Genomic DNA, 18,290 nt, shown 5'->3' with positions numbered 1-18,290 from the left:
CCAGCGGTAGCTGGGGGAGTTTGAGGACCAGGGTCCGGGGCGGAGCCCCGGTTCAAGGCAGGCGCTTCGCCAGCCAGGCCGGGACGCCGCCCAGGAGGCGGACCAGGCGGCGGGCCTCCTCGCGCAGGCGGGCCGCCTCCTCGGCGTCCGGCAGCACCGCCGCCAGCGAGGCCAGCGCCGGGGCGATCCCGACCAGATAGCCCAGCTCCTCCCGGATGCGCAGCGATTCGGCGAAGCCGTGCCGTGCCTCGGCGAGCTCGCCGTCGTGCTCGGCCATCGCCGCCACATGCCGCCAGGTGAACGAGAGCAGCAGCTGGTGGCCCTGGGCCGTGGCGCCCGTATGCGCCCGCTGGAAGGCGGCGGTCGCGTCGGAGGGGTTGTCGGAGAGGTGCTGGGCGATCAGGCCCCGCCGGAAGTCCAGCAGCGGCCGCGTCGGTGAGCGCGGTGTGAGCAGGGCCGCCGCGCGGCCCAGGGCGGACCGTGCCTCGTCGGCCCGGTCACGTACGCCCAAAAGAGTGGCCGCGTACGCGAGGTGACCGCGTTCGCAGGCCGCCGCGCCGCGTTCCTCGTCGTCCGTGGCCAGGGCCTCCGCCGACCGGAGCGAATCCTCGGCGGCCGCCCAGCCCTCGGAGGTGAACATGCACCGTTCGACGAGGATCGCCGTGCGGTGCAGCGCCGGGCCGGCCTCGGTCGCCGCGCGCGGGGCGAGCAGCGCGGCCGCGTCGTCCCAGCAGGCCCGCGAACGCAGCCGCCACACGGCGCGGACGAGCGGATCTTCCCCCAGCGGATCCAGTGGTTTCCGTGGTCCCGGTGGCTCCGACAACCCAGAATTCCGCATGGCGGTGTCCGCCACAGTGCCCTCCCCAAGCGCGCCGTCGAGCTGGAAGCCTGCTCCGATCACAGCACGAAGGCACGGGCGCGGCCAAGGGTCAGGTGTGAAGCAATTCACAAACCCGGGGGCCCGTACGCCGGAAGGGTGGCCGCCGAGGCGCCCGCGACTCGTGGTGACGGGCGCAGGCTACCCAAGATCGAACCGTTCCATGAGCGGCGATCCGGGGCCCGTGGTGCGCGCGCGGCGGCCTGATATTCCGTCAGCTCATGCGCAGTGCCAGGAAGAAGTCCAGCTTGTCCTCCAGGCGGGACAGGTCGCGCCCGGTCAGCTGCTCGATGCGGCCCACCCGGTACCGCAGCGTGTTCACGTGCAGATGCAGGCGGGTCGCACAGCGCGTCCAGGAGCCGTCGCAGTCCAGGAACGCCTCCAGCGTCGGGATCAACTCCGCGCGGTGCCGGCGGTCGTAGTCGCGCAGGGGGTCCAGGAGGCGGGCGGTGAAGGCGCGCCGGACGTCGTCGGGGACGAAGGGCAGCAGAAGGACGTGCGAGGCCAGCTCCTGGTGGCCCGCCGCGCAGACCCGGCCCGGCCGGGCGGCGGCCACGCGGCGTGCGTGCCGGGCCTCCTCCAGGGCGCCGCGCAGGCCCTCCGCCGAGTGGACGGCGGCGCTGACGCCGAAGGTCAGGCGCCCGTCGTCGGCGAGGCCCTGGGCCAGCGGGTCACGGACGGCCGCGAGGAGCGTGTCGGCGTGCAGGCTCGGCACGGCCGGCTCCTCGGCCCCGGTGAGCACGGCCGGCAGCGGCACGAGCGCCACGGCCTCGTCGCCCGTATGGGCGACGGCGATGCGGTCGGAGGGCTCGGGACCGGACGCGTCCGGGTCGACCAGCACCTCCTCCAGCAGCGCCTGGGCCACCGGCCCGCCGGGGATGTCGCCGCCCTCCCACTCGACGCGCGCCACGACGACCTGCCAGTGCGGGGCCGTGCCCAGCCCGGGCAGCAGCACGGGCGCGGCCACCCGCAGCCGGGCCGCGATCTCGGCGGGCGCGGCACCCGCCTGGACCAGTTCGAGGACCTCCTGGGCGAGCCGGCGCCGCACCGTACGGGCCGCGTCCCGGCGGTCCCGCTCGACGGCGATCAGCTGGGTGACCCCGTGCAGCAGGTCGAGCCGCTCCTCGGGCCAGTCCCCGGCGTCCGCCTCGACGGCCAGCAGCCAGTCCGACAGCACCGTCTCGCGCACGTCCCGGGCGGACGCGGCGCGGCCGCTGCTGCGAATGGGGAACAGGGAGTACGTGCTGCCGGCCGCCGTCACCCGGTGCGGGCCGCGCCGGCCCGTGCGCGCGGCGGCCAGGTGCTCCCCCGCCAGGGCGGCGCCGACGGCGGCGGGCAGGCCGGGGCCGGAGTCCGCCAGCGAGGAGCCGGCGATCTGCCGGCCGGTGGGGGACAGCACCCAGGCGCGCAGGTCCAGGTCGGAGCCGAGCAGGTCCAGCACGACCTCCGGGCCGCCGCCCGCCGGGCCGCCCGTCATCAGGCGGCGGTGCCGGTCCACGACGGCCGCCAGGTCGCCCGCCCGCTCGCTGGAGACCTGCCGCACGACGTGCTCGGTGATGGAGGCGAAGGAGACCTTCTCGTTCACCGAGAACAGCGGCATCCGGTGCCGGGCACAGGCCTCGATCAGGTCGTCCGGCGTCGAGGCGATCTCCGCCTCGCCCGCGGCGAGCCCGGCCACCCCCGCGGCCGTCAGGATGCGGACGAACCGTTCCGAGTCCTCCGGCTCCCGCCGCCACGCGAGCCCGGTGAGCACCAGCTCGCCGCCGGAGAGGTAGCGGCTGGGGTCGCGCAGGTCGGTGGTCATCACGCCGCGGACGGTGCGGTCCAGCTCATCCTCGCCGCCGAGCAGCCGAAGGCCCAGGGCATCGGTCTCCAGCAGTGCGCGCAGCCGCATCGTCGTCGCCGCCGATCTGTCTTCTTGTAACCAGTGGAATGCAGTGAGGTTTCTGAACCCCGTCTTTCGTTCGAATCTACAAGACAGGGGCCCTGGCCAGCCAACCGCTTCATGTTTTCGGTGACTGCACCGGCGGGTCCGTACGTCGCTCTACTGGGCCCACGCCGCGAGAAACCGTCCCGGAACAGCCAAGAACGACCCCGCCGCAGCCCCCCTCGAGAAGAGACATCTCATGGACTTCCTGCGCCCCGCCAGCTGGGAGGAGGCTCTGGCCGCGAAGGCCGAGCACCCCACAGCCGTGCCCATAGCGGGCGGCACGGACGTGATGGTCGAGATCAACTTCGACCACCGCCGACCGGAGTACCTGCTGGACATCAACCGCATCGGCGAACTCCACACGTGGCAGACCGGCGAGCATCACGTCCGCCTCGGCGCCGCCGTCCCGTACACCCGCATCCTCGAGGACCTGCGCACCGAGCTGCCCGGCCTCGCGCTGGCCGCCCACACCGTCGGCTCCCCGCAGATCCGCAACCGCGGCAGCGTCGGCGGCAACCTCGGCGCCGCCTCCCCGGCCGGGGACAGCCACCCGGCGCTGCTGGCGGCGGGCGCCGAGGTGGAGGCCGCCTCGGTGCGCGGCACCCGCATGATCCCGGTCGAGGAGTTCTACACCGGCGTCAAGCGCAACGCGCTCGCGCCCGACGAGCTGATCAGGGCCGTGCACATCCGCAAGGCCACCGGACCGCAGCAGTTCTCCAAGGTCGGCACCCGCAACGCCATGGTCATCGCCGTGTGCGCCTTCGGCATCGCCCTGCACCCCGGCAGCCGCACCGTGCGCACCGGCATCGGCTCGGCCGCGCCCACGCCCGTACGGGCCCGTGTGGCGGAGGAGTTCCTGGCCGCCGCGCTGGAGGAGGACGGCCTGTGGGACTCCGGCCGGCCCATCGCGCCGGCCACGGCCGGGGAGTTCGGCCGGCTGGCGGCCGGCGCCTGCAGTCCCATCGACGACGTGCGCGGCAGCGCCGCCTACCGCAGGCGCGCCGTCGCCGTCATGGCCCGCCGCACGCTGGGCTGGGTCTGGGACGCCTACCGGGGAAGCGAAGGGAGGGGAGCACTGTGCGCGTGAACTTCACCGTCAACGGCCGGTCCCAGGAGGTCGACGACGTATGGGAGGGCGAGAGCCTGCTGTACGTCCTGCGCGAGCGCGTCGGCCTGCCGGGCTCGAAGAACGCCTGCGAGCAGGGCGAGTGCGGCTCCTGCACCGTCCGCCTCGACGGCGTCCCGGTCTGCGCGTGCCTGGTGGCCGCCGGCCAGGCCGAGGGCCGCGAGGTGGTCACCGTCGAGGGCCTCGCCGCCCGCGCCGGGGCACCCGAGGGGCAACTCGCCCCGGTCCAGCAGGCGTTCGTCGACGCCGGCGCCGTCCAGTGCGGCTTCTGCACCCCCGGCCTCCTGGTCGCCACCGACGAGCTGCTGGAGCGCAACCCCGGCCCCTCCGACGCCGACATCCGCGAGGCCCTCTCGGGCAACCTGTGCCGGTGTACGGGCTACGAGAAGATCCTCGACGCCGTGCGCCTGGCCGCCGCCCGCGCCGCAGAGGCGGCCCGGTCATGAACGAGGTGACGCGCACCCCCACCGCCCTCACCCAGGGCAGCCGCACCCCGGGCGGCATCGGCGAGTCCACCCCGCGCCCGGACGGCACCCTCAAGGTCACCGGCGAGTTCGCCTACGCCTCCGACCTGTGGCACGAGGACATGCTGTGGGGCTTCACCCTCCGCAGCCCCCACGCCCACGCGCGGATCCGCTCCGTCGACGTCTCCGCCGCCCTCGCCACGGCGGGCGTCCATGCCGTCATGACGCACGACGACCTCCCCGCCGCGACCCGCTACGGGCTGGAGATCCAGGACACCCCCGTCCTCGCCGACGGCGTCGTCCGCCACCACGGCGAACCGGTGGCCCTCGTCGCCGCCGACCACCCCGAGACCGCCCGCCGCGCCGCCGCCAAGATCAAGGTCGACTACGAGCAACTGCCCGTCGTCACCGACGAGGAGAGCGCCACCGCCCCCGGCGCCCCGGTCCTCCACCCCGGCCGCACGGACGACCACGCCCCGCACGTCCCGCACCCCAACATCGTCCACCGCCAGCCCGTCGTCCGCGGCGACGTGGCCGCCGCCCGGGCCCGCGCGGACGTCGTCGTCAGCGGCGAGTACACGATGGGCATGCAGGACCAGGCATTCCTCGGCCCCGAGTCGGGCCTGGCCGTCCCCGCCGAGGACGGCGGCGTCGACCTCTACATCGCCACCCAGTGGCTCCACGCCGACCTGCGCCAGATCGCGCCCGTCCTCGGCCTGCCCGAGGACAAGGTCCGCATGACCCTCTCCGGCGTCGGCGGCGCCTTCGGCGGCCGCGAGGACCTCTCCATGCAGGCCCATGCCTGCCTGCTCGCCCTGCGCACCGGCCGGCCCGTGAAGATCGTCTACAACCGCTTCGAGTCCTTCTTCGGGCACGTCCACCGCCACCCCGCCCGCCTGCGCTACGAACACGGCGCCACCCGCGAGGGCAAGCTCACCCACATGACGTGCCGCATCGTGCTGGACGGCGGCGCCTACGCCTCCTCCTCCCCGGCCGTCGTCGGCAACGCCGCCTCGCTCTCCGCCGGCCCCTACGTCATCGACGACGTCGACATCGAGGCGGTCGCCCTCTACACCAACAACCCGCCCTGCGGGGCGATGCGCGGCTTCGGCGCCGTCCAGGCGTGCTTCGCCTACGAGGCGCAGATGGACAAGCTGGCCGCCGCGCTGGGGATGGACCCGGTGGAGTTCCGCCGCCTCAACGCCATGTCGCAGGGCTCGACCATGCCCACCGGTCAGGTCGTCGACTCGCCCGCGCCCGTCGCCGAACTCCTGCGCCGCGTCAAGGCGATGCCGCTGCCGCCGCAGCGGCAGTGGGAGAGCGCCGGCGGCGCCCCCGACATCCGTGCGCTGCCGGGCGGGCTGTCCAACACCACCCACGGCGAGGGCGTGGTCCGGGGCGTCGGCTACGCGGTCGGCATCAAGAACGTCGGCTTCTCCGAGGGCTTCGACGACTACTCCACCGCCCGCGTCCGGCTGGAGGCGGTGGCCGGCGAGCCCGTCGCCACCGTCCACACCGCCATGGCGGAGGTCGGCCAGGGCGGCGTCACCGTGCACGCCCAGATCGCCCGCACCGAACTGGGCGTCGCCCGCGTCACCATCCACCCGGCCGACACCCGTGTCGGCTCCGCCGGCTCCACCTCCGCCTCCCGCCAGACCTACGTCACCGGCGGCGCCGTCAGATGCGCCTGCGAGGCCGTGCGGGAGCGGGTGCTGGAGCTGGGGCGGGCCAAGTTCGGCACGTACCACCCGGCGTGGGCGTCGGCCGAACTCCTGCTGGAGGGCGGCAAGGTCGTCACCGACGGCGGCGAGGTCCTCGCCGAGCTCGCGGACGTCCTCGAGGACGGCTGCGTGGACATCGAGCGGGAGTGGCGGCACCGCCCCACCGAGCCCTTCGACCTGCGCACCGGCCAGGGCTTCGGGCACGTCCAGTACTCCTTCGCCGCCCACCGCGCGGTCGTCGAGGTCGACACCGAGCTGGGCCTGGTCAAGGTCGTCGAGCTGGCCTGCGCCCAGGACGTCGGCAAGGCCCTCAACCCGCTCTCCGTCGTCGGCCAGATCCAGGGCGGCAGCACCCAGGGCCTGGGCCTCGCGGTCATGGAGGAGATCGTGGTCGACCCGGCCACCGCGAAGGTCCGCAACCCCTCCTTCACCGACTACCTGATCCCCACCATCCTCGACACCCCCGCCCTCCCCGTCGACGTGCTCGAACTCGCCGACGACCACGCCCCGTACGGCCTGCGCGGCGTCGGCGAGGCGCCCACGCTCTCCTCGACACCCGCCGTCGTCGCGGCCGTCCGCCAGGCCACGGGCCTGGCCCTGGACCGCGTCCCGGTCCGCCCGGAACACCTCACGGGCACCTGACCCCCGCGGCGCCGTCATCCGTTTCGTCTCGGGCCGTCCCCCGGGTCGTGCAGCCCCCACCGGACCCTGGAGCAGGCACCATGACCCACGCACCCGCCCGGCACCCCACGGCGGCGGGCTCGCGCCCGCCCGCCGGACGGTCCCGGCTCGACCGCTACTTCCACATCACCGAACGGGGGTCGACGCTCGCGCGCGAAGTGCGCGGCGGCATCACCACCTTCATGGCGATGAGCTACATCCTGCTGCTCAACCCGCTGATCCTCTCCGGTCCCGACGCGGCGGGGCACACCCTGGGCCGGGCCGGGCTGATCACGGCCACCGCCTGCGCCGCGGCGGCCTGCACGCTGCTGATGGGGCTGGTCGGCAAGGTGCCGCTGGCGCTGGCGGCCGGGCTGGGTGTCTCGGGGGTGGTCTCGACCCAGGTCGCACCCCATATGACATGGCCCCAGGCGATGGGCATGTGTGTGATCTACGGTGTGGTGATCATGCTGTTGGTGCTCACCGGGCTGCGCGAGCGCGTCATGAACGCCATTCCCCTGGCGCTCAAGCACGCCATCACCATGGGCATCGGCATGTTCATCGCCCTGATCGGCCTGGTGAAGGCCGGCTTCGTGCACGCCTCCAAGGCCGGCGGCCCGGTCACGCTGGGACCGGCCGGCGAGCTGGCCGGCTGGCCCGTGCTGCTCTTCTGTGTGACGCTGCTGCTGATCTTCATGCTGCAGGCACGCGAGGTGCCCGGGGCGATCCTCATCGGCATCGTCGCGGGCACCGTGCTCGCGGTCGTCGTCAACGCCGTCGCCGGCCCGGACCCCCGCACCTGGCAGAACGGCGCACCCGAACTGAAGGGCGGCGTCGTCTCCATGCCCGACTTCTCGCTCTTCGGGAAGGTGGAGTTCGGCGGCTGGGACGCGGTGGGCGGAGTGACCGTCGGCATGATCGTCTTCACGCTGGTGCTGGCCGGCTTCTTCGACGCCATGGCCACCATCATCGGCGTGGGCACCGAGGCCGGCCTCGCCGACGAGCGGGGCCGGATGCCCGGACTGAGCAGGGCGCTGCTCGTCGACGGCGCCGGCGGCGCGATCGGCGGCGCGACGGGGGCCTCGGGGCAGACGGTCTTCATCGAGTCCGCGACGGGGGTGGGCGAGGGCGCCCGCACCGGACTGTCCTCCGTCGTCACCGGGCTGTTCTTCGCCGCGTGCCTGTTCTTCACCCCGCTCACCCGCATCGTCCCCGGCGAGATCGCCGCGGCGGCCCTGGTGGTGATCGGCGCCATGATGATGAGCCACGCCCGGCACATCGACTGGACGGACCGGGCGGTCGCGATCCCGGTCTTCCTCACCGTGGTGTTGATGCCGTTCACTTATTCGATCACCGTGGGAGTCGGCGGCGGCGTCATCGCCTACACGGCCATCAAGGCCGGGCAGGGCAGGTGGCGCGAGCCGGGCGCCTTCATGTGGCTCCTGAGCGTGGTCTTCGCGGGCTACTTCGCCCTGCACCCCATCGAGCACTGGCTCGGCGTGAAGTGACATGAGACCGAGGAGAGTAGGGCCGCTGTGCTGGACATCGCCGGGGAACTGCACCGCTGGTGCGCGGAAGGACATGACTTCGCGGTGGCCACCGTCGTGGCCGTGCGGGGCAGCGCGCCCCGGCAGCCGGGCGCGGCGCTGGCCGTCGACACGGACGGCACGGCGGTCGGCTCGGTCTCCGGAGGGTGTGTGGAGGGCGCGGTGTACGAACTGTGCCGGCAGGCCCTCGCGAGCGGCGAGCCGGCGCTGGAGCGCTTCGGCTACTCCGACGAGGACGCCTTCGCGGCCGGTCTGACGTGCGGCGGCGTCATCGACGTCCTGGTGGTGCCGGTACGGGCCGGGGCGCCCCAACGCCCCGTACTGGCCGCCGCGTCGGCCGCCGCCGCCCGGGGGGAGGCCGCCGCGCTCGCCCGCGTGGTGTCCGGGCCGCCCGGCACCCCGGGCCGCGCCCTGCTCGTACGGGCCGACGGCACCGTCACCGGCGGCCTCGGCGGCGGCGCGGCCCTGGACCGCTCGGCGGCGGCCGAGGCGGCCGCCCTGCTGGACGCGGGCCACACCACCACCGTGGAGATCGGGGCGGACGGCGCGCGGTGCGGAGAGCCGGTGGTGCTGCTGGTCGAGTGCAGCGTGCCGCCGCCCCGCATGATCGTCTTCGGGGCGATCGACTTCGCCGCCGCGCTGGTGCGGGCCGGCTCGTTCCTCGGCTACCACGTCACGGTCTGCGACGCCCGGCCCGTCTTCGCCACCGCCGCCCGCTTCCCCGCGGCCGACGCGGTGGTCGTGGACTGGCCGCACCGCTACCTCGACTCCCAGGTCCTCGACGCCCGCACGGTCCTGTGCGTGCTGACCCACGACGCCAAGTTCGACGTGCCGCTGCTGACCCGGGCCCTGGCCCTGCCGGTGGCGTACGTCGGGGCGATGGGCTCGCGCCGCACGCACGAGGACCGGCTGGCCCGGCTGCGGGAGGAGGGGGTGACCGAGGAGCAACTGGCCCGGCTGCGCTCCCCGATCGGCCTCGACCTCGGGGCCCGGACGCCGGAGGAGACGGCCCTGTCCATCGCCGCCGAGATCGTCGCGGTCCGCCGCGGCGGCTCGGGCCGGCCGCTCGCGGCGGTACGGACGCCGATCCATCACGGGGCGGGGGCGGGGCTGGTGGGGGCCAGGGTGTGACGCGATGGCCGTTGTCCCTGGGACCGGGGCCACTTAGCGTGGCGGCATGTACCGAAGAGACCTCTCCCGACCCGTTCGGGCGGCGCTGACCGCCGCCACGGCCCTTGTGCTCTGCGTGGGCTGCACGAGCGCGTCGGAGACGACGACGAACGCCCGTGAGGAGGCCACGTCGCCGGCGGCGAAGGAGGCCCGGGCCGCGGGCGGGAAGGAGAGCACGGAGACCGCGGGGGCCCTCAAGCGGCAGGCGCCGGGCCTGATCCCCTACCGGGAGGTCGAGCGGGACCTGTGCGAGGCGGGCGAGGACGAATCGTTCAACCACAGCCGTGACACGTACCGCTTCCGGTGCGTCCGTACGCTCCTGCTGTACTTCGGCGCGGACGGCACCGTCGAGGACCGGATCAAGGAGGTCGACGCGGCCGTCAAGGACGTCGTGCGGAAGCGGACCGGCGCCGCGCCGCGCACGGACATGCCGACCGGGACGGCGGAGGCGGCCCTGCGCTTCTACGCGAGCGGCGGGGAGGGCTCGGCGCCGACGATGCTCTACCGCTGGTCGTCGGCCGGGGGCGGCGCGCAGAACACGTTCACGGCACGGGTGGACTGGGAGGAGCCGCTCAGGGACAAGCACGGCTTCACCCTGTCCGACCCGGACAACCAGCTCTGCGACACCAGCGGCGGCGGGTCCCGCGCGCAGCGCACGGCGGTGCAGAAGTGCCGGACCGTGGACCAGAAGGCCGACGTGGCGAAGATCCGTGAGCGGCACCGCGCCGCGTTCAGGGTGACCCTCGAGGACAACTACTACGAACTGGGCTGGTGACAGCACGGTGGGGCAGGCGCGAGTGCGCCTGCCCCACCGTGGGGTTCATGCCTCAGGACGTCAGCGCATTTCCTTCAGCGTGGCCTCGAGGGAGTTGGCGTAGTTCCGCGCGCCCTCGATCTTCGGGTGGAAGGACTGCGCCGAGATGCCGAAGTCCAGCGGACCCCAGCTCGTCATCGGCTTGTCACCGGGGGTCATGTCCGTGACGATGCCATGGACCGTCTCCGGGCTGCCGCAGATGGTCTGGTTCTTGAAGTACTCCTTGGGGTTGGAGAAGGTCACCTTGCCCTTGGAGGCCTTGGCCGCCGCCAGCATGTTGTCCGACAGGTGGTCGGCGATGCCGTTCAGCCACATGGACTCGGACGTGCTGATGCCGACGTTCGGCGACAGGATGCCCAGGTTCAGGCACTTGGCCTGGTTCGACAGCAGGGGCGGATAGCCCATCAGGACGATCTTGGCGTTGGGAGCCAGCTCGTTGATCTTGTCGAGCGTGGCGGTGATCGCCGGGCGCACCTTGTCCGTGATCAGGGCCCGCTCGTCCTTGTCCTGCGTCTCACAGGTCATCGACTTGAAGCACTCCTGGAACACCTTGGTGAACTCGGAGTCGTTGCCGCCGATCGAGATGGTGACGAGCGTGGTGTTCTTGTCCAGGTAGCCCTGCTGGAGCTGCGGGAGCTCCCCGTACTGGCCCTTCTCGGTGATGTTGTACGTCCTCGCTCCGGAGCAGGCGATCATGTGGTAATCCATGTCGCTGTCGCGCAGGTCGGCGTCGTTGCCGATGGAGGCGTTGGCGCCGGGCAGCTTGGCCTGGCGGGACCAGGCGTACTTGGACCGGTGGCAGGCCGCCCGCAGGTTGCCGTTCTTGCCGTTGTTGTCGGTCTCGGGGTAGTAGTCGCCGCCCCCGGACTTGGACGCGCCCTCGCCGGAGGAGTACGAGTCACCCATCGCGACGATGAAGTTCTTCGGCTTGCCGGGCAGCTTCTGGAAGCCGACGGCGTCCCAGGCGATGTCCTCGGTGCTGTCGCCGTCCTGGGTGCCGGTGGAGAGCGAGACCTTCGGGGTGCCGGCCATCTCGAACACGCCGAGGTCGACCCAGCGGTTCTCGCCGGTGCGCTGCTGCGCGACCCGGTAGAAGGTCCCCTTGCCGGTGTCGATCATGTACTTGGCCTGGCGGGTGTGCGCGCCGTGGTCGGGCATGTGCACCATGACCCGGGTCCAGCCGTTGATGGCCTGGTTCGGCTTCCAGGTGCCGGTGATCTTCCACTGGTCACTGCCGGGCACGTCCAGGCGTGTGTGGCTGAAGTAGAAGTGACCGCCGAAGCCCGCCGCCAGCTGATGGGTGTCGATCTTCGAGGGGAAGGTGCCGTCACCGCGGCCGCCGAACTCGAAGGAGAAGGTGCCGTCCGAATACGTGTTGCCGCACCGGGTGCTCGGGGTGCCGTTCGGGACGTTGTCCACGATCAGCGTGTCGTGCATGCTGGGCTGGTTGGCCTGGCAGGACGGCGGGTAGGCGTCCCCGTCCGCCTCCTCCTTGTACGTGTCGTTGAAGCGCAGGATCTCGGTGCCGCACTGCGCCATGCGGCCGCAGTCCTTCCACTGGACCGGCTGGTTCCAGAAGCAGTGGAGGTCCTTGCGGGTGCAGGCGCCCTTGCCCTCGTCGTTGGAGTCGAGGTCGGCGATCTTGCTGGGGTCGCAGCTGTTGGCCGAGGTGCAGAAGAGGCTTTCCTTCGGCTTCACGGTGGTGCGGTCGGCGTTGGTGGTCCATCCGGCCGGCCGGAATCCGCTGACCATCTTGCCGGGGGACTCCAGGCCCTCCAGCGGGTGTCCGGCCCAGCCCAGGACCTTCTCCTGGTACGGCCAGTCCTGGGGGTGCTTGGCGTGGGAGTAGTCGTCCTTGCCGTTGGCGTTCTCCAGGAACGGGGTGCGGTTGGCCTTCCACAGCGGGTTGGCGGGGTTGTTGGTGAAGCCGACGCCCCACACGCCCTTGTTCTTCGCCGCGTCTTCCTTCGGGTAGAAGCCGGCGTTGTACGCCCAGAGCGCGAAGAACCAGTTCTCGATGTACTTCGGGTCACCGCCGTTGACGGTCATGCCCGCCGCACGGGTCTTGTTCCACTTCTCGATCAGGATGTTGACGCCCGCGGCGATGTTGGCCGTGTAGTCGAGGGCGATGGCCTCCTGCTTCAGCGTGGGGAGCGCCTTCTCGCCGTCCTTCTCGTGGCCGGCCATGCGCATGCCGTCGGTGGCCTGGGTGATGCCGTAACCGCAGTCGGCGTGCTCCCAGTCGACCTTCCACGGGTCGGTCTGCTGGCCGTCGGAGGCGTAGCTGACACCGTAGTAGTTGCCGATCAGCGGGTTGGCGGAGACGCCCGGCACGGCCAGGCGGGTGGCCTGCCACATGTTGGACTCCTGCGCCGTGATGCCCAGCATCACCTGCGCGGGCACCCGGCCGCCGCCCTCGAGCGGGGTCAGCGGGAACAGGCTCTGCGGCTTGTAGGCCCCCATGCCGAGGTTCTTCCAGTCCTCGGACCGGGAGATGTGCTTGTTCAGGTTGTTGGTGATGGCCTGGTCCACCGCCCACTCGACCTGACGCGGCTTGGGCTGCATGGCCATCTTGCGCGGGTCGTTGCGCGGGACCGAGCAGTAGCGCTCGGCCTCGACGACCTGGGTGGAGGACCCGCCGGCGGCCGCGACGGAGCGCGCCTTCGCCGCGGGCTTGGTGCCGCCCTTGGCGGTGGCCAGCGCCGGGGACAGCTCGCGGCCCTCGGCGGCGTGGGAGCCGGACGAGGTGGGGGGCACCTCGAACTGGGCGCTCTTGCCGGTGCCCAGGCTCTTCAGCTTGATCTTGGCGGTACGGGCGGTGAGGGCCTCCTCCGGACGGATCCGGGAGTCCTTGCCGTCGGCCCACACCGTCTCGGTGACCATGGCCCGGCCGCGCACGGTCGGGCGGGAGTCCTTGGGCACCTCGGGGCGCTTGACGGTCGACGGCAGCTTGCCCGCCGCCGTGGTCTCGCCGGTGATGAAGACGGTGCCGTCCGGGGTCGAGGACAGGTCCATCGCGGTGAGTTTGCCGGTGGCCAGGGTCGTGGCGCGGTTCTTGGCCGCGTCCGCCTTGGCTATCTCCCCCGCGGAGACCCGGTTGACTGCACCCTGCGGGACCGCGGTGCTCGCGGCGAGGCCCTTGGCGGCCTTCGCGGCGGGACGGTCCATGTAGACCAGACCGCCGTCGGCGTCCGGCTTGAGCAGGAAGGGGATCCCGTTGGTCTTCACCACGGGGGTCCGCTTGCCGCTCTTGTCGTCGATCTTGACGACACGGGCGGAGTCCGCCGCGAGGATCTTCCCGTCGGTCGCCGGAACGGCCGAGGTGATCTGGCCCTCGAGCTCGACGGGTTTGGCGGTGGCGCCGGTCGCCGCGTCCACCTTCACCAGGCGGGTGGCGTTCTTGTCCTCGCCGGCGTACTGCGAGAGCACCGCGCTCTCGCCGATGCCGCAGCCGGGGCTGAAATGGGCGAGGGAGGCCTGCAGGCCCAGCTTGTTGACCGCGCCGGTGCCCAGGTCCACGACCGCCGTGAAGGCGCCGCGGTGCATCAGGTCGGCCTTGTTGGTGAACGTACGGGGCGCGTAGGCGACCACGGCGCGCTTGCCGGAACCGGTCACACAGGCGTTGCCGATCCAGGCGTCCGTGTCGAAGCCCGGCTCGGACAGGGTCGCGGCGGTGCGCCAGGTGAACCCGTCCTTCTCGTCGGCCACCAGCAGGTGGAAGCCGTCGCCGTCACCGGAGGTCGTCCAGGCGTGGTCGGTGGACTTCTTGTAGTCCTTGCCGAGGATGCCGGCGCGCTGCGACGGCTCGACCGCCAGGCCGGCCTTCCCCTTGGTGTCCGCCGCCGGGGCGGGGGTCGGCGAGGGCTTGCCGTCGGCCGCCCAGGCGGCGGCGCTGCCCTGGGTCAGACCGGCGACCATCAGAGCGGCGGCCGCGGCCGCGATGGGCACCCGCGCTCTTCGTCGGAATCTCAACGATTCTCCTTTTTCGCAGGGTCGATCCGCGGTTCGGCGCATGCCGGACGCGGAGAGCGGCCGCCCATGACCGGCCCTGGGCAACTGGGGGTCGCCGGACCGGAGGGCGGCACATCAGGGGTGGTTCCGGACCGGCTCGGGCAGTCGACGCCTGGACGGCGGAGGGCATCCGAGGGGGCCCTGGAACAGTGCTCCTACAGGGAATACGGGGAAGCTAATCGGGTGTCATCGATCGCGAACACAGCCATGAGCGGCACAAACATCCCGGTAGGGCGAGGAGTGGGAAAGTCTCGTACAGGTGTACGGAGAAGTCTCATAAGGGCGGCTTAAAGACACAAGATCTTTCAGCCGACTTGGCCGAAAAGAGCAGGGAGTGGCGCTAAGTAATCTAGGAAGAGGAACTTCCGGATCAGGTCAAAAAACCGGAGCATCCGCGTCCATGGGCTTTACGACCCCCTTGCCCGGTCGAGACACAACGAGACGCAACGAGACGCAACGAGACGCAACGAGACGCAAGGTGCGCGAGAGGAAGGCGGTGCGGCATGGCAGTGGTCAACGAGTGGCACATGGCGGCCAACATCGGGGCGGGCCTCGGCTTCGGCGCGATCATCGGGCTGGAGCGACAGTGGCGGGCCCGGATGGCGGGCCTGCGCACCAACGCGCTCGTGGCCGCCGGCTCCGCCCTCTTCGTCCTGCTGTCGACCTACGGCTTCGCCGACGCCACCAGCTCGGCCGGCTACGACGGCTCGCGCGTCGCCGCTCAGATCGTCTCCGGCATCGGCTTCCTCGGCGCGGGCGTCATCATGCGCGACGGCCTGAGCGTACGGGGCCTGAACACCGCCGCGACCCTGTGGTGTTCGGCCGCCGTCGGCGCCCTCGCCGGAACCGGCCTGTACGCGATCGCCGCGCTCGGCACGGTCGGGGTGGTCGGCGCCAACACCCTGCTGCGCCCGCTGGCCCGGGGCCTGGACCGCGGACCGCACGGTGGGGCGGAGGTCTCCACCGACTACCACTTCGAGGTGGTGTGCACCGAGCCCGAGGAGGCCCACGTCCGCACCCTGGTCGTCCAGGCCGTCACCCGCCCCGGCTTCCGGCTGCGCTCGGTGGACAGCCGCGACGCGGAGACCGCCGGCAAGGTGACGGTGTCGGCCGAGCTCACCACCGAGCGCCGCGACGACAGCCTGCTGGAGGAGGCCGTCAGCAGGCTCTCGCTGGAACCCGCCGTCTCCGCCGTCGGCTGGACCGTGCTGCATGCCCCGGACGACGAAGACAACGGCGAGCCGGACGACGGCTACGACTCGGGCCGCCGCCGGGGCCGGCGACGGGTGCGGAATCTGTTCACGGGGCGGTGAGCCCCGCCGACCCCGTCGCCGTCGCCCGGCGACGGGGTCAGTCGGCGATGCCGCGGAAGGCGATGACCCGGTCCACGGTGGCGCGGACCAGGTACTCGCCGGCCACGGAGTTGCGCTCGCCGTACGCCGAGGCCCGCTCGGCCCCCATGTACCGCCCGCCGATGCGGGTGGCCCAGGCGCGCAGCTCGTCCGGGTCGTCGGTGAAACGGGCCGTGCACTCCAGGGTGACGTAGCTGTAGGGCGGTTCCTGGTCGTCCACGCACAGGGCGAAACGCGGCTCGCGGCGCAGCGCCCGGTACTTGAGCGACTCGTGCCAGGTGGTGAAGACGACCTGAACGGCGCCGCCGGTGTCGGCTTCGGCGTCGGTATCGTCGAGGAGGAACCACACCGGGGTGACGTGCGGACGGCCGTCCTTGCGGGTGGTCGCCAGCTTGCCGGTCCGGGAGCCGGAGAGGACGAACGCGCGCCATTCGCCCTCGGTCATGGATCGCACGGGGGTGTCTCCCTTCCGCCTAGCGGGCGCTCGGGTCCGTCAGGTCCGCGATGGTCTCGTGCAGCCAGGCGAGTTCGGCCTCCGAGGTGGCCCTCGCGATGGTGAGGACGCCGCGCCGGAACGGGTCGTCGACGTCCTTGCTGCTCAGGGGGCGGTCCCCGCTGTAGAAGAAGCTGCTCGGCTCCTGAAGGAAGGTCAGGCGCCGGCGCAGCACGTCCGCCTGCGCCCGGGGGTCCGGGAGGTGGCGCAGGAAGGCGAGGAGGGTGAACCAGCGGTTCTCGTCGGTGATGAACGGGTCGTCGGGCTTGCGGAGCAGTTCCAGCAGGGTCTGCCGGCCCTGGTCGGTCAGGCTCAGCATGTGCCGGGGCGCGGCCGCCGCGCCGGGCTGTGACTCCCGTACGAGCAGGCCGGCCTTCTCCATGCGTTTGATCGCGGGATACAGGGTGCCGTGGCTGATGGCGCGTACGTGGCCGGTCAGCCGGGCGATGCGGGTGCGCAGCTCGTAGCCGTGCAGCGGTTCTTCGTAGAGGAAGCCGAGGGTGGCGAGGTCCAACATGCTTGACATGGTCGGACAGCATAGGGCTAGAGTTGGGCATAGGTCGATACGACTCATGGCGTATACGACATACATAGATGACGATGCCTGGCCTGCTGCGTGTCTTCCATCCGCGGATCCGGGCAAGGAGGTACAGCCTTGTCGGCCTCATCCATGCCACAAACCGCCGAGAGCGCGAGCCGGGAGCAGTTAGCCGCCCCGCCGTCGGCACCCGCGACGTTCCCCGTCGCGGCGCTGGCCGCGCTCTCGCTCTCGGTGTTCGCCCTGTGCTCGGCCGAGTTCGCCCTGATCGGCCTGCTGCTCAACGTCTCGGACGACCTGAACGTCTCGGTGGCCAGTGCGGGCCAGCTGCTGAGCGCCTATGCGATCGCGGTCGCGATCGGCGGTCCGCTCGTGACCGTCGCGACCTCGCGCGTCGCACCCAAACTCCTCGCGCTCGTCCTGCTGTCGGTCTTCGCGGCGGCGAACGTCCTGGGTGCCCTCGCCCCCTCGTTCTCCCTGCTCATGGGCGCCCGCACCCTGGGGGCGCTGACCCACAGCACTTTCGCGGCGGTGTGCATCCTCATCGCCGTGCGCCTCTCGCCCCCGGACCGCCGGGCGTCCGCCATCGCCTGGGTGGCCGGCGGTCTCGGTCTGGCCACCGTGCTGGGCGGCCCGATCGGCACCGCGATCGGTGAACAGTGGGGATGGCGCGCCACGTTCTGGTGCGTCGCCGGCGCCGCGGTGCTGGGATTCGTGGCCCTGTCCTTCCTGGTCCCCGGCCACCTGGACCGCGGCGAGAGCGAGTCCATGCGCAGTGAACTGGGCATCCTGCGCCGCCCGCAGGTGCTGTGGGCCCTGGCGGTCACCGCCGTCTCGCAGGCGGGCTGGTTCCTGCTCTACAGCTACATCTCGCCGCTCCTGCAGAACGTGACCGGCTTCGGCGCGGGCGTCGCCACCATCCTGCTCTTCGTCTTCGGATTCGGCGGGTTCGTGGGCAACGCCCTGGGCGGCAAGCTGGCCGACCGCACCCTGCGCGGCACCCTCGCGAGCATGCTGGTCCTGCTGGCGGCCACCTTGCTGCTGCTCTCCTTCACGGCCGAGTCCAAGGTCGTCGTGCCGGTCGCGGTCTTCCTGATCGGCCTGGCGTCCGGCGCCCTCGTCCCGCCCCTGCAATCCTGGGTGCTGGGCGCGGCGGGCGGTGGCTCCGCGCTGGCCCTGGCGGCCAACACCTCGGCCTTCAACCTCGGCAACGCCGTGGGCTCCTGGTCGGGTTCGCAGTTCCTGGACTCCGGGACGGACGTCACCTCGCTGGCCTGGATCGGGGCCGGGGTGGTGGTCGTCGCCCTCGCCGGCACGCTGGTGGCCCTCGGCCGGCGCCGGCGCCGGAGCCGCGACACCGCGGCCACCTGAGACCGCGGGCCCGCGTGGGGACCCCCGCTCCGCGCAGGCCCGCTTCCCCGGCCGGTCGGCAGACGCCGGCCGGCCGGCTCGTGTTTCCGGCCGGGGCCACGGTCCCCTCACGGTTGACCGATTCGCACGGGTCCGCGGCGCCGGACTCTTCTGAACAGGCCCCCTGCTGATGAAGAATGAGACCGTTCGGTATGAGTTTTGGACCAACCCCCGAGG

The 18,290-nt window shown here is 72.2% G+C and carries 13 protein-coding genes; 8 read left to right on the top strand and 5 right to left on the bottom strand.

Translation table 11 applies throughout. The features are described 5' to 3' along the window. Positions 1 to 52: 52 nt before the first annotated feature. Together ACIGXW_RS17640 and ACIGXW_RS17635 are read right to left on the bottom strand one after the other, a co-directional pair. The gene (locus tag ACIGXW_RS17640; RefSeq protein ID WP_399573821.1) at positions 53 to 853 is read right to left on the bottom strand and encodes a hypothetical protein; all 801 of its coding nucleotides are present in this window, start codon (positions 851 to 853) and stop codon (positions 53 to 55) included. Between the two features lie 238 nt (positions 854 to 1,091). Next, on the bottom strand, positions 1,092 to 2,771 hold the full coding sequence (locus ACIGXW_RS17635; RefSeq protein ID WP_399573819.1) for a PucR family transcriptional regulator: 1,680 nt from the start codon (positions 2,769 to 2,771) through the stop codon (positions 1,092 to 1,094). Between the two features lie 232 nt (positions 2,772 to 3,003). Between ACIGXW_RS17635 and ACIGXW_RS17630 the strand changes: the two genes are divergently transcribed. The 6 genes from ACIGXW_RS17630 to ACIGXW_RS17605 all read left to right on the top strand — a co-directional run bounded on the left by ACIGXW_RS17630 (position 3,004) and on the right by ACIGXW_RS17605 (position 10,270). After that, positions 3,004 to 3,894 (top strand): FAD binding domain-containing protein, encoded by an 891-nt coding sequence (locus ACIGXW_RS17630; RefSeq protein ID WP_399573818.1) that lies wholly within the window; start codon positions 3,004 to 3,006, stop codon positions 3,892 to 3,894. Next, a complete protein-coding gene (locus ACIGXW_RS17625; protein ID WP_399573817.1) occupies positions 3,885 to 4,379 on the top strand; it encodes a (2Fe-2S)-binding protein in 495 nt (164 codons plus the stop codon). The genes ACIGXW_RS17630 and ACIGXW_RS17625 overlap by 10 nt, the downstream gene beginning before the upstream one ends. Next, positions 4,376 to 6,760 (top strand): xanthine dehydrogenase subunit D, encoded by a 2,385-nt coding sequence (gene pucD, locus ACIGXW_RS17620; RefSeq protein WP_399573816.1) that lies wholly within the window; start codon positions 4,376 to 4,378, stop codon positions 6,758 to 6,760. Before ACIGXW_RS17625 ends, pucD begins: the two co-directional genes overlap by 4 nt. An 80-nt stretch (positions 6,761 to 6,840) precedes the next feature. Next, positions 6,841 to 8,286 (top strand): NCS2 family permease, encoded by a 1,446-nt coding sequence (locus ACIGXW_RS17615; protein ID WP_071962437.1) that lies wholly within the window; start codon positions 6,841 to 6,843, stop codon positions 8,284 to 8,286. A 27-nt stretch (positions 8,287 to 8,313) separates the two neighbouring features. Next, positions 8,314 to 9,456 (top strand): XdhC family protein, encoded by a 1,143-nt coding sequence (locus tag ACIGXW_RS17610; protein WP_399573815.1) that lies wholly within the window; start codon positions 8,314 to 8,316, stop codon positions 9,454 to 9,456. A 46-nt stretch (positions 9,457 to 9,502) separates the two neighbouring features. After that, positions 9,503 to 10,270 (top strand): hypothetical protein, encoded by a 768-nt coding sequence (locus ACIGXW_RS17605; RefSeq protein WP_399573814.1) that lies wholly within the window; start codon positions 9,503 to 9,505, stop codon positions 10,268 to 10,270. Positions 10,271 to 10,330: 60 nt separating this feature from the next. Here ACIGXW_RS17605 and ACIGXW_RS17600 read toward each other — a convergent pair whose 3' ends face one another. Further along, the gene (locus ACIGXW_RS17600) at positions 10,331 to 14,257 is read right to left on the bottom strand and encodes a GDSL-type esterase/lipase family protein (RefSeq protein WP_399573813.1); all 3,927 of its coding nucleotides are present in this window, start codon (positions 14,255 to 14,257) and stop codon (positions 10,331 to 10,333) included. Positions 14,258 to 14,823: 566 nt separating this feature from the next. Between ACIGXW_RS17600 and ACIGXW_RS17595 the strand changes: the two genes are divergently transcribed. Then, positions 14,824 to 15,633 (top strand): MgtC/SapB family protein, encoded by an 810-nt coding sequence (locus tag ACIGXW_RS17595; protein ID WP_399573812.1) that lies wholly within the window; start codon positions 14,824 to 14,826, stop codon positions 15,631 to 15,633. 37 nt (positions 15,634 to 15,670) lie between these two features. Here the strand turns inward: ACIGXW_RS17595 and ACIGXW_RS17590 are convergent, their stop codons facing one another. Beyond that, entirely contained in the window at positions 15,671 to 16,117 is a 447-nt protein-coding gene (locus ACIGXW_RS17590) for a PPOX class F420-dependent oxidoreductase (RefSeq protein ID WP_399574053.1), read from the bottom strand. Positions 16,118 to 16,145: 28 nt separating this feature from the next. After that, the gene (locus ACIGXW_RS17585; RefSeq protein ID WP_071962442.1) at positions 16,146 to 16,682 is read right to left on the bottom strand and encodes a PadR family transcriptional regulator; all 537 of its coding nucleotides are present in this window, start codon (positions 16,680 to 16,682) and stop codon (positions 16,146 to 16,148) included. Positions 16,683 to 16,835: 153 nt separating this feature from the next. On the opposite strand from ACIGXW_RS17585, the gene ACIGXW_RS17580 reads away from it, so the two are divergent. After that, positions 16,836 to 18,074: an MFS transporter gene (locus ACIGXW_RS17580; protein WP_399573811.1), complete on the top strand. Its 1,239-nt coding sequence runs from the start codon at positions 16,836 to 16,838 to the stop codon at positions 18,072 to 18,074. Positions 18,075 to 18,290: the final 216 nt, after the last annotated feature.

This window comes from Streptomyces sp. NPDC053079 (assembly GCF_044546695.1).
Taxonomy (GTDB): Bacteria; Actinomycetota; Actinomycetes; order Streptomycetales; family Streptomycetaceae; genus Streptomyces.
The sequence above is the reverse complement of the archived record's forward strand: the minus strand, read 5'-3'. Positions and strand labels throughout refer to the sequence as shown.

Bases quoted from the DNA above. Each gene is read 5' to 3' on its own strand.
- ACIGXW_RS17580 (WP_399573811.1), top strand. From the start codon at position 16,836: ATGCCACAAACCGCCGAGAGCGCGAGCCGGGAGCAGTTAGCCGCCCCG.
- ACIGXW_RS17635 (WP_399573819.1), bottom strand. From the start codon at position 2,771: ATGCGGCTGCGCGCACTGCTGGAGACCGATGCCCTGGGCCTTCGGCTG.
- pucD (WP_399573816.1), top strand. From the start codon at position 4,376: ATGAACGAGGTGACGCGCACCCCCACCGCCCTCACCCAGGGCAGCCGC.
- ACIGXW_RS17630 (WP_399573818.1), top strand. From the start codon at position 3,004: ATGGACTTCCTGCGCCCCGCCAGCTGGGAGGAGGCTCTGGCCGCGAAG.
- ACIGXW_RS17615 (WP_071962437.1), top strand. From the start codon at position 6,841: ATGACCCACGCACCCGCCCGGCACCCCACGGCGGCGGGCTCGCGCCCG.
- ACIGXW_RS17595 (WP_399573812.1), top strand. From the start codon at position 14,824: ATGGCAGTGGTCAACGAGTGGCACATGGCGGCCAACATCGGGGCGGGC.
- ACIGXW_RS17585 (WP_071962442.1), bottom strand. From the start codon at position 16,682: ATGTTGGACCTCGCCACCCTCGGCTTCCTCTACGAAGAACCGCTGCAC.
- ACIGXW_RS17590 (WP_399574053.1), bottom strand. From the start codon at position 16,117: ATGACCGAGGGCGAATGGCGCGCGTTCGTCCTCTCCGGCTCCCGGACC.
- ACIGXW_RS17605 (WP_399573814.1), top strand. From the start codon at position 9,503: ATGTACCGAAGAGACCTCTCCCGACCCGTTCGGGCGGCGCTGACCGCC.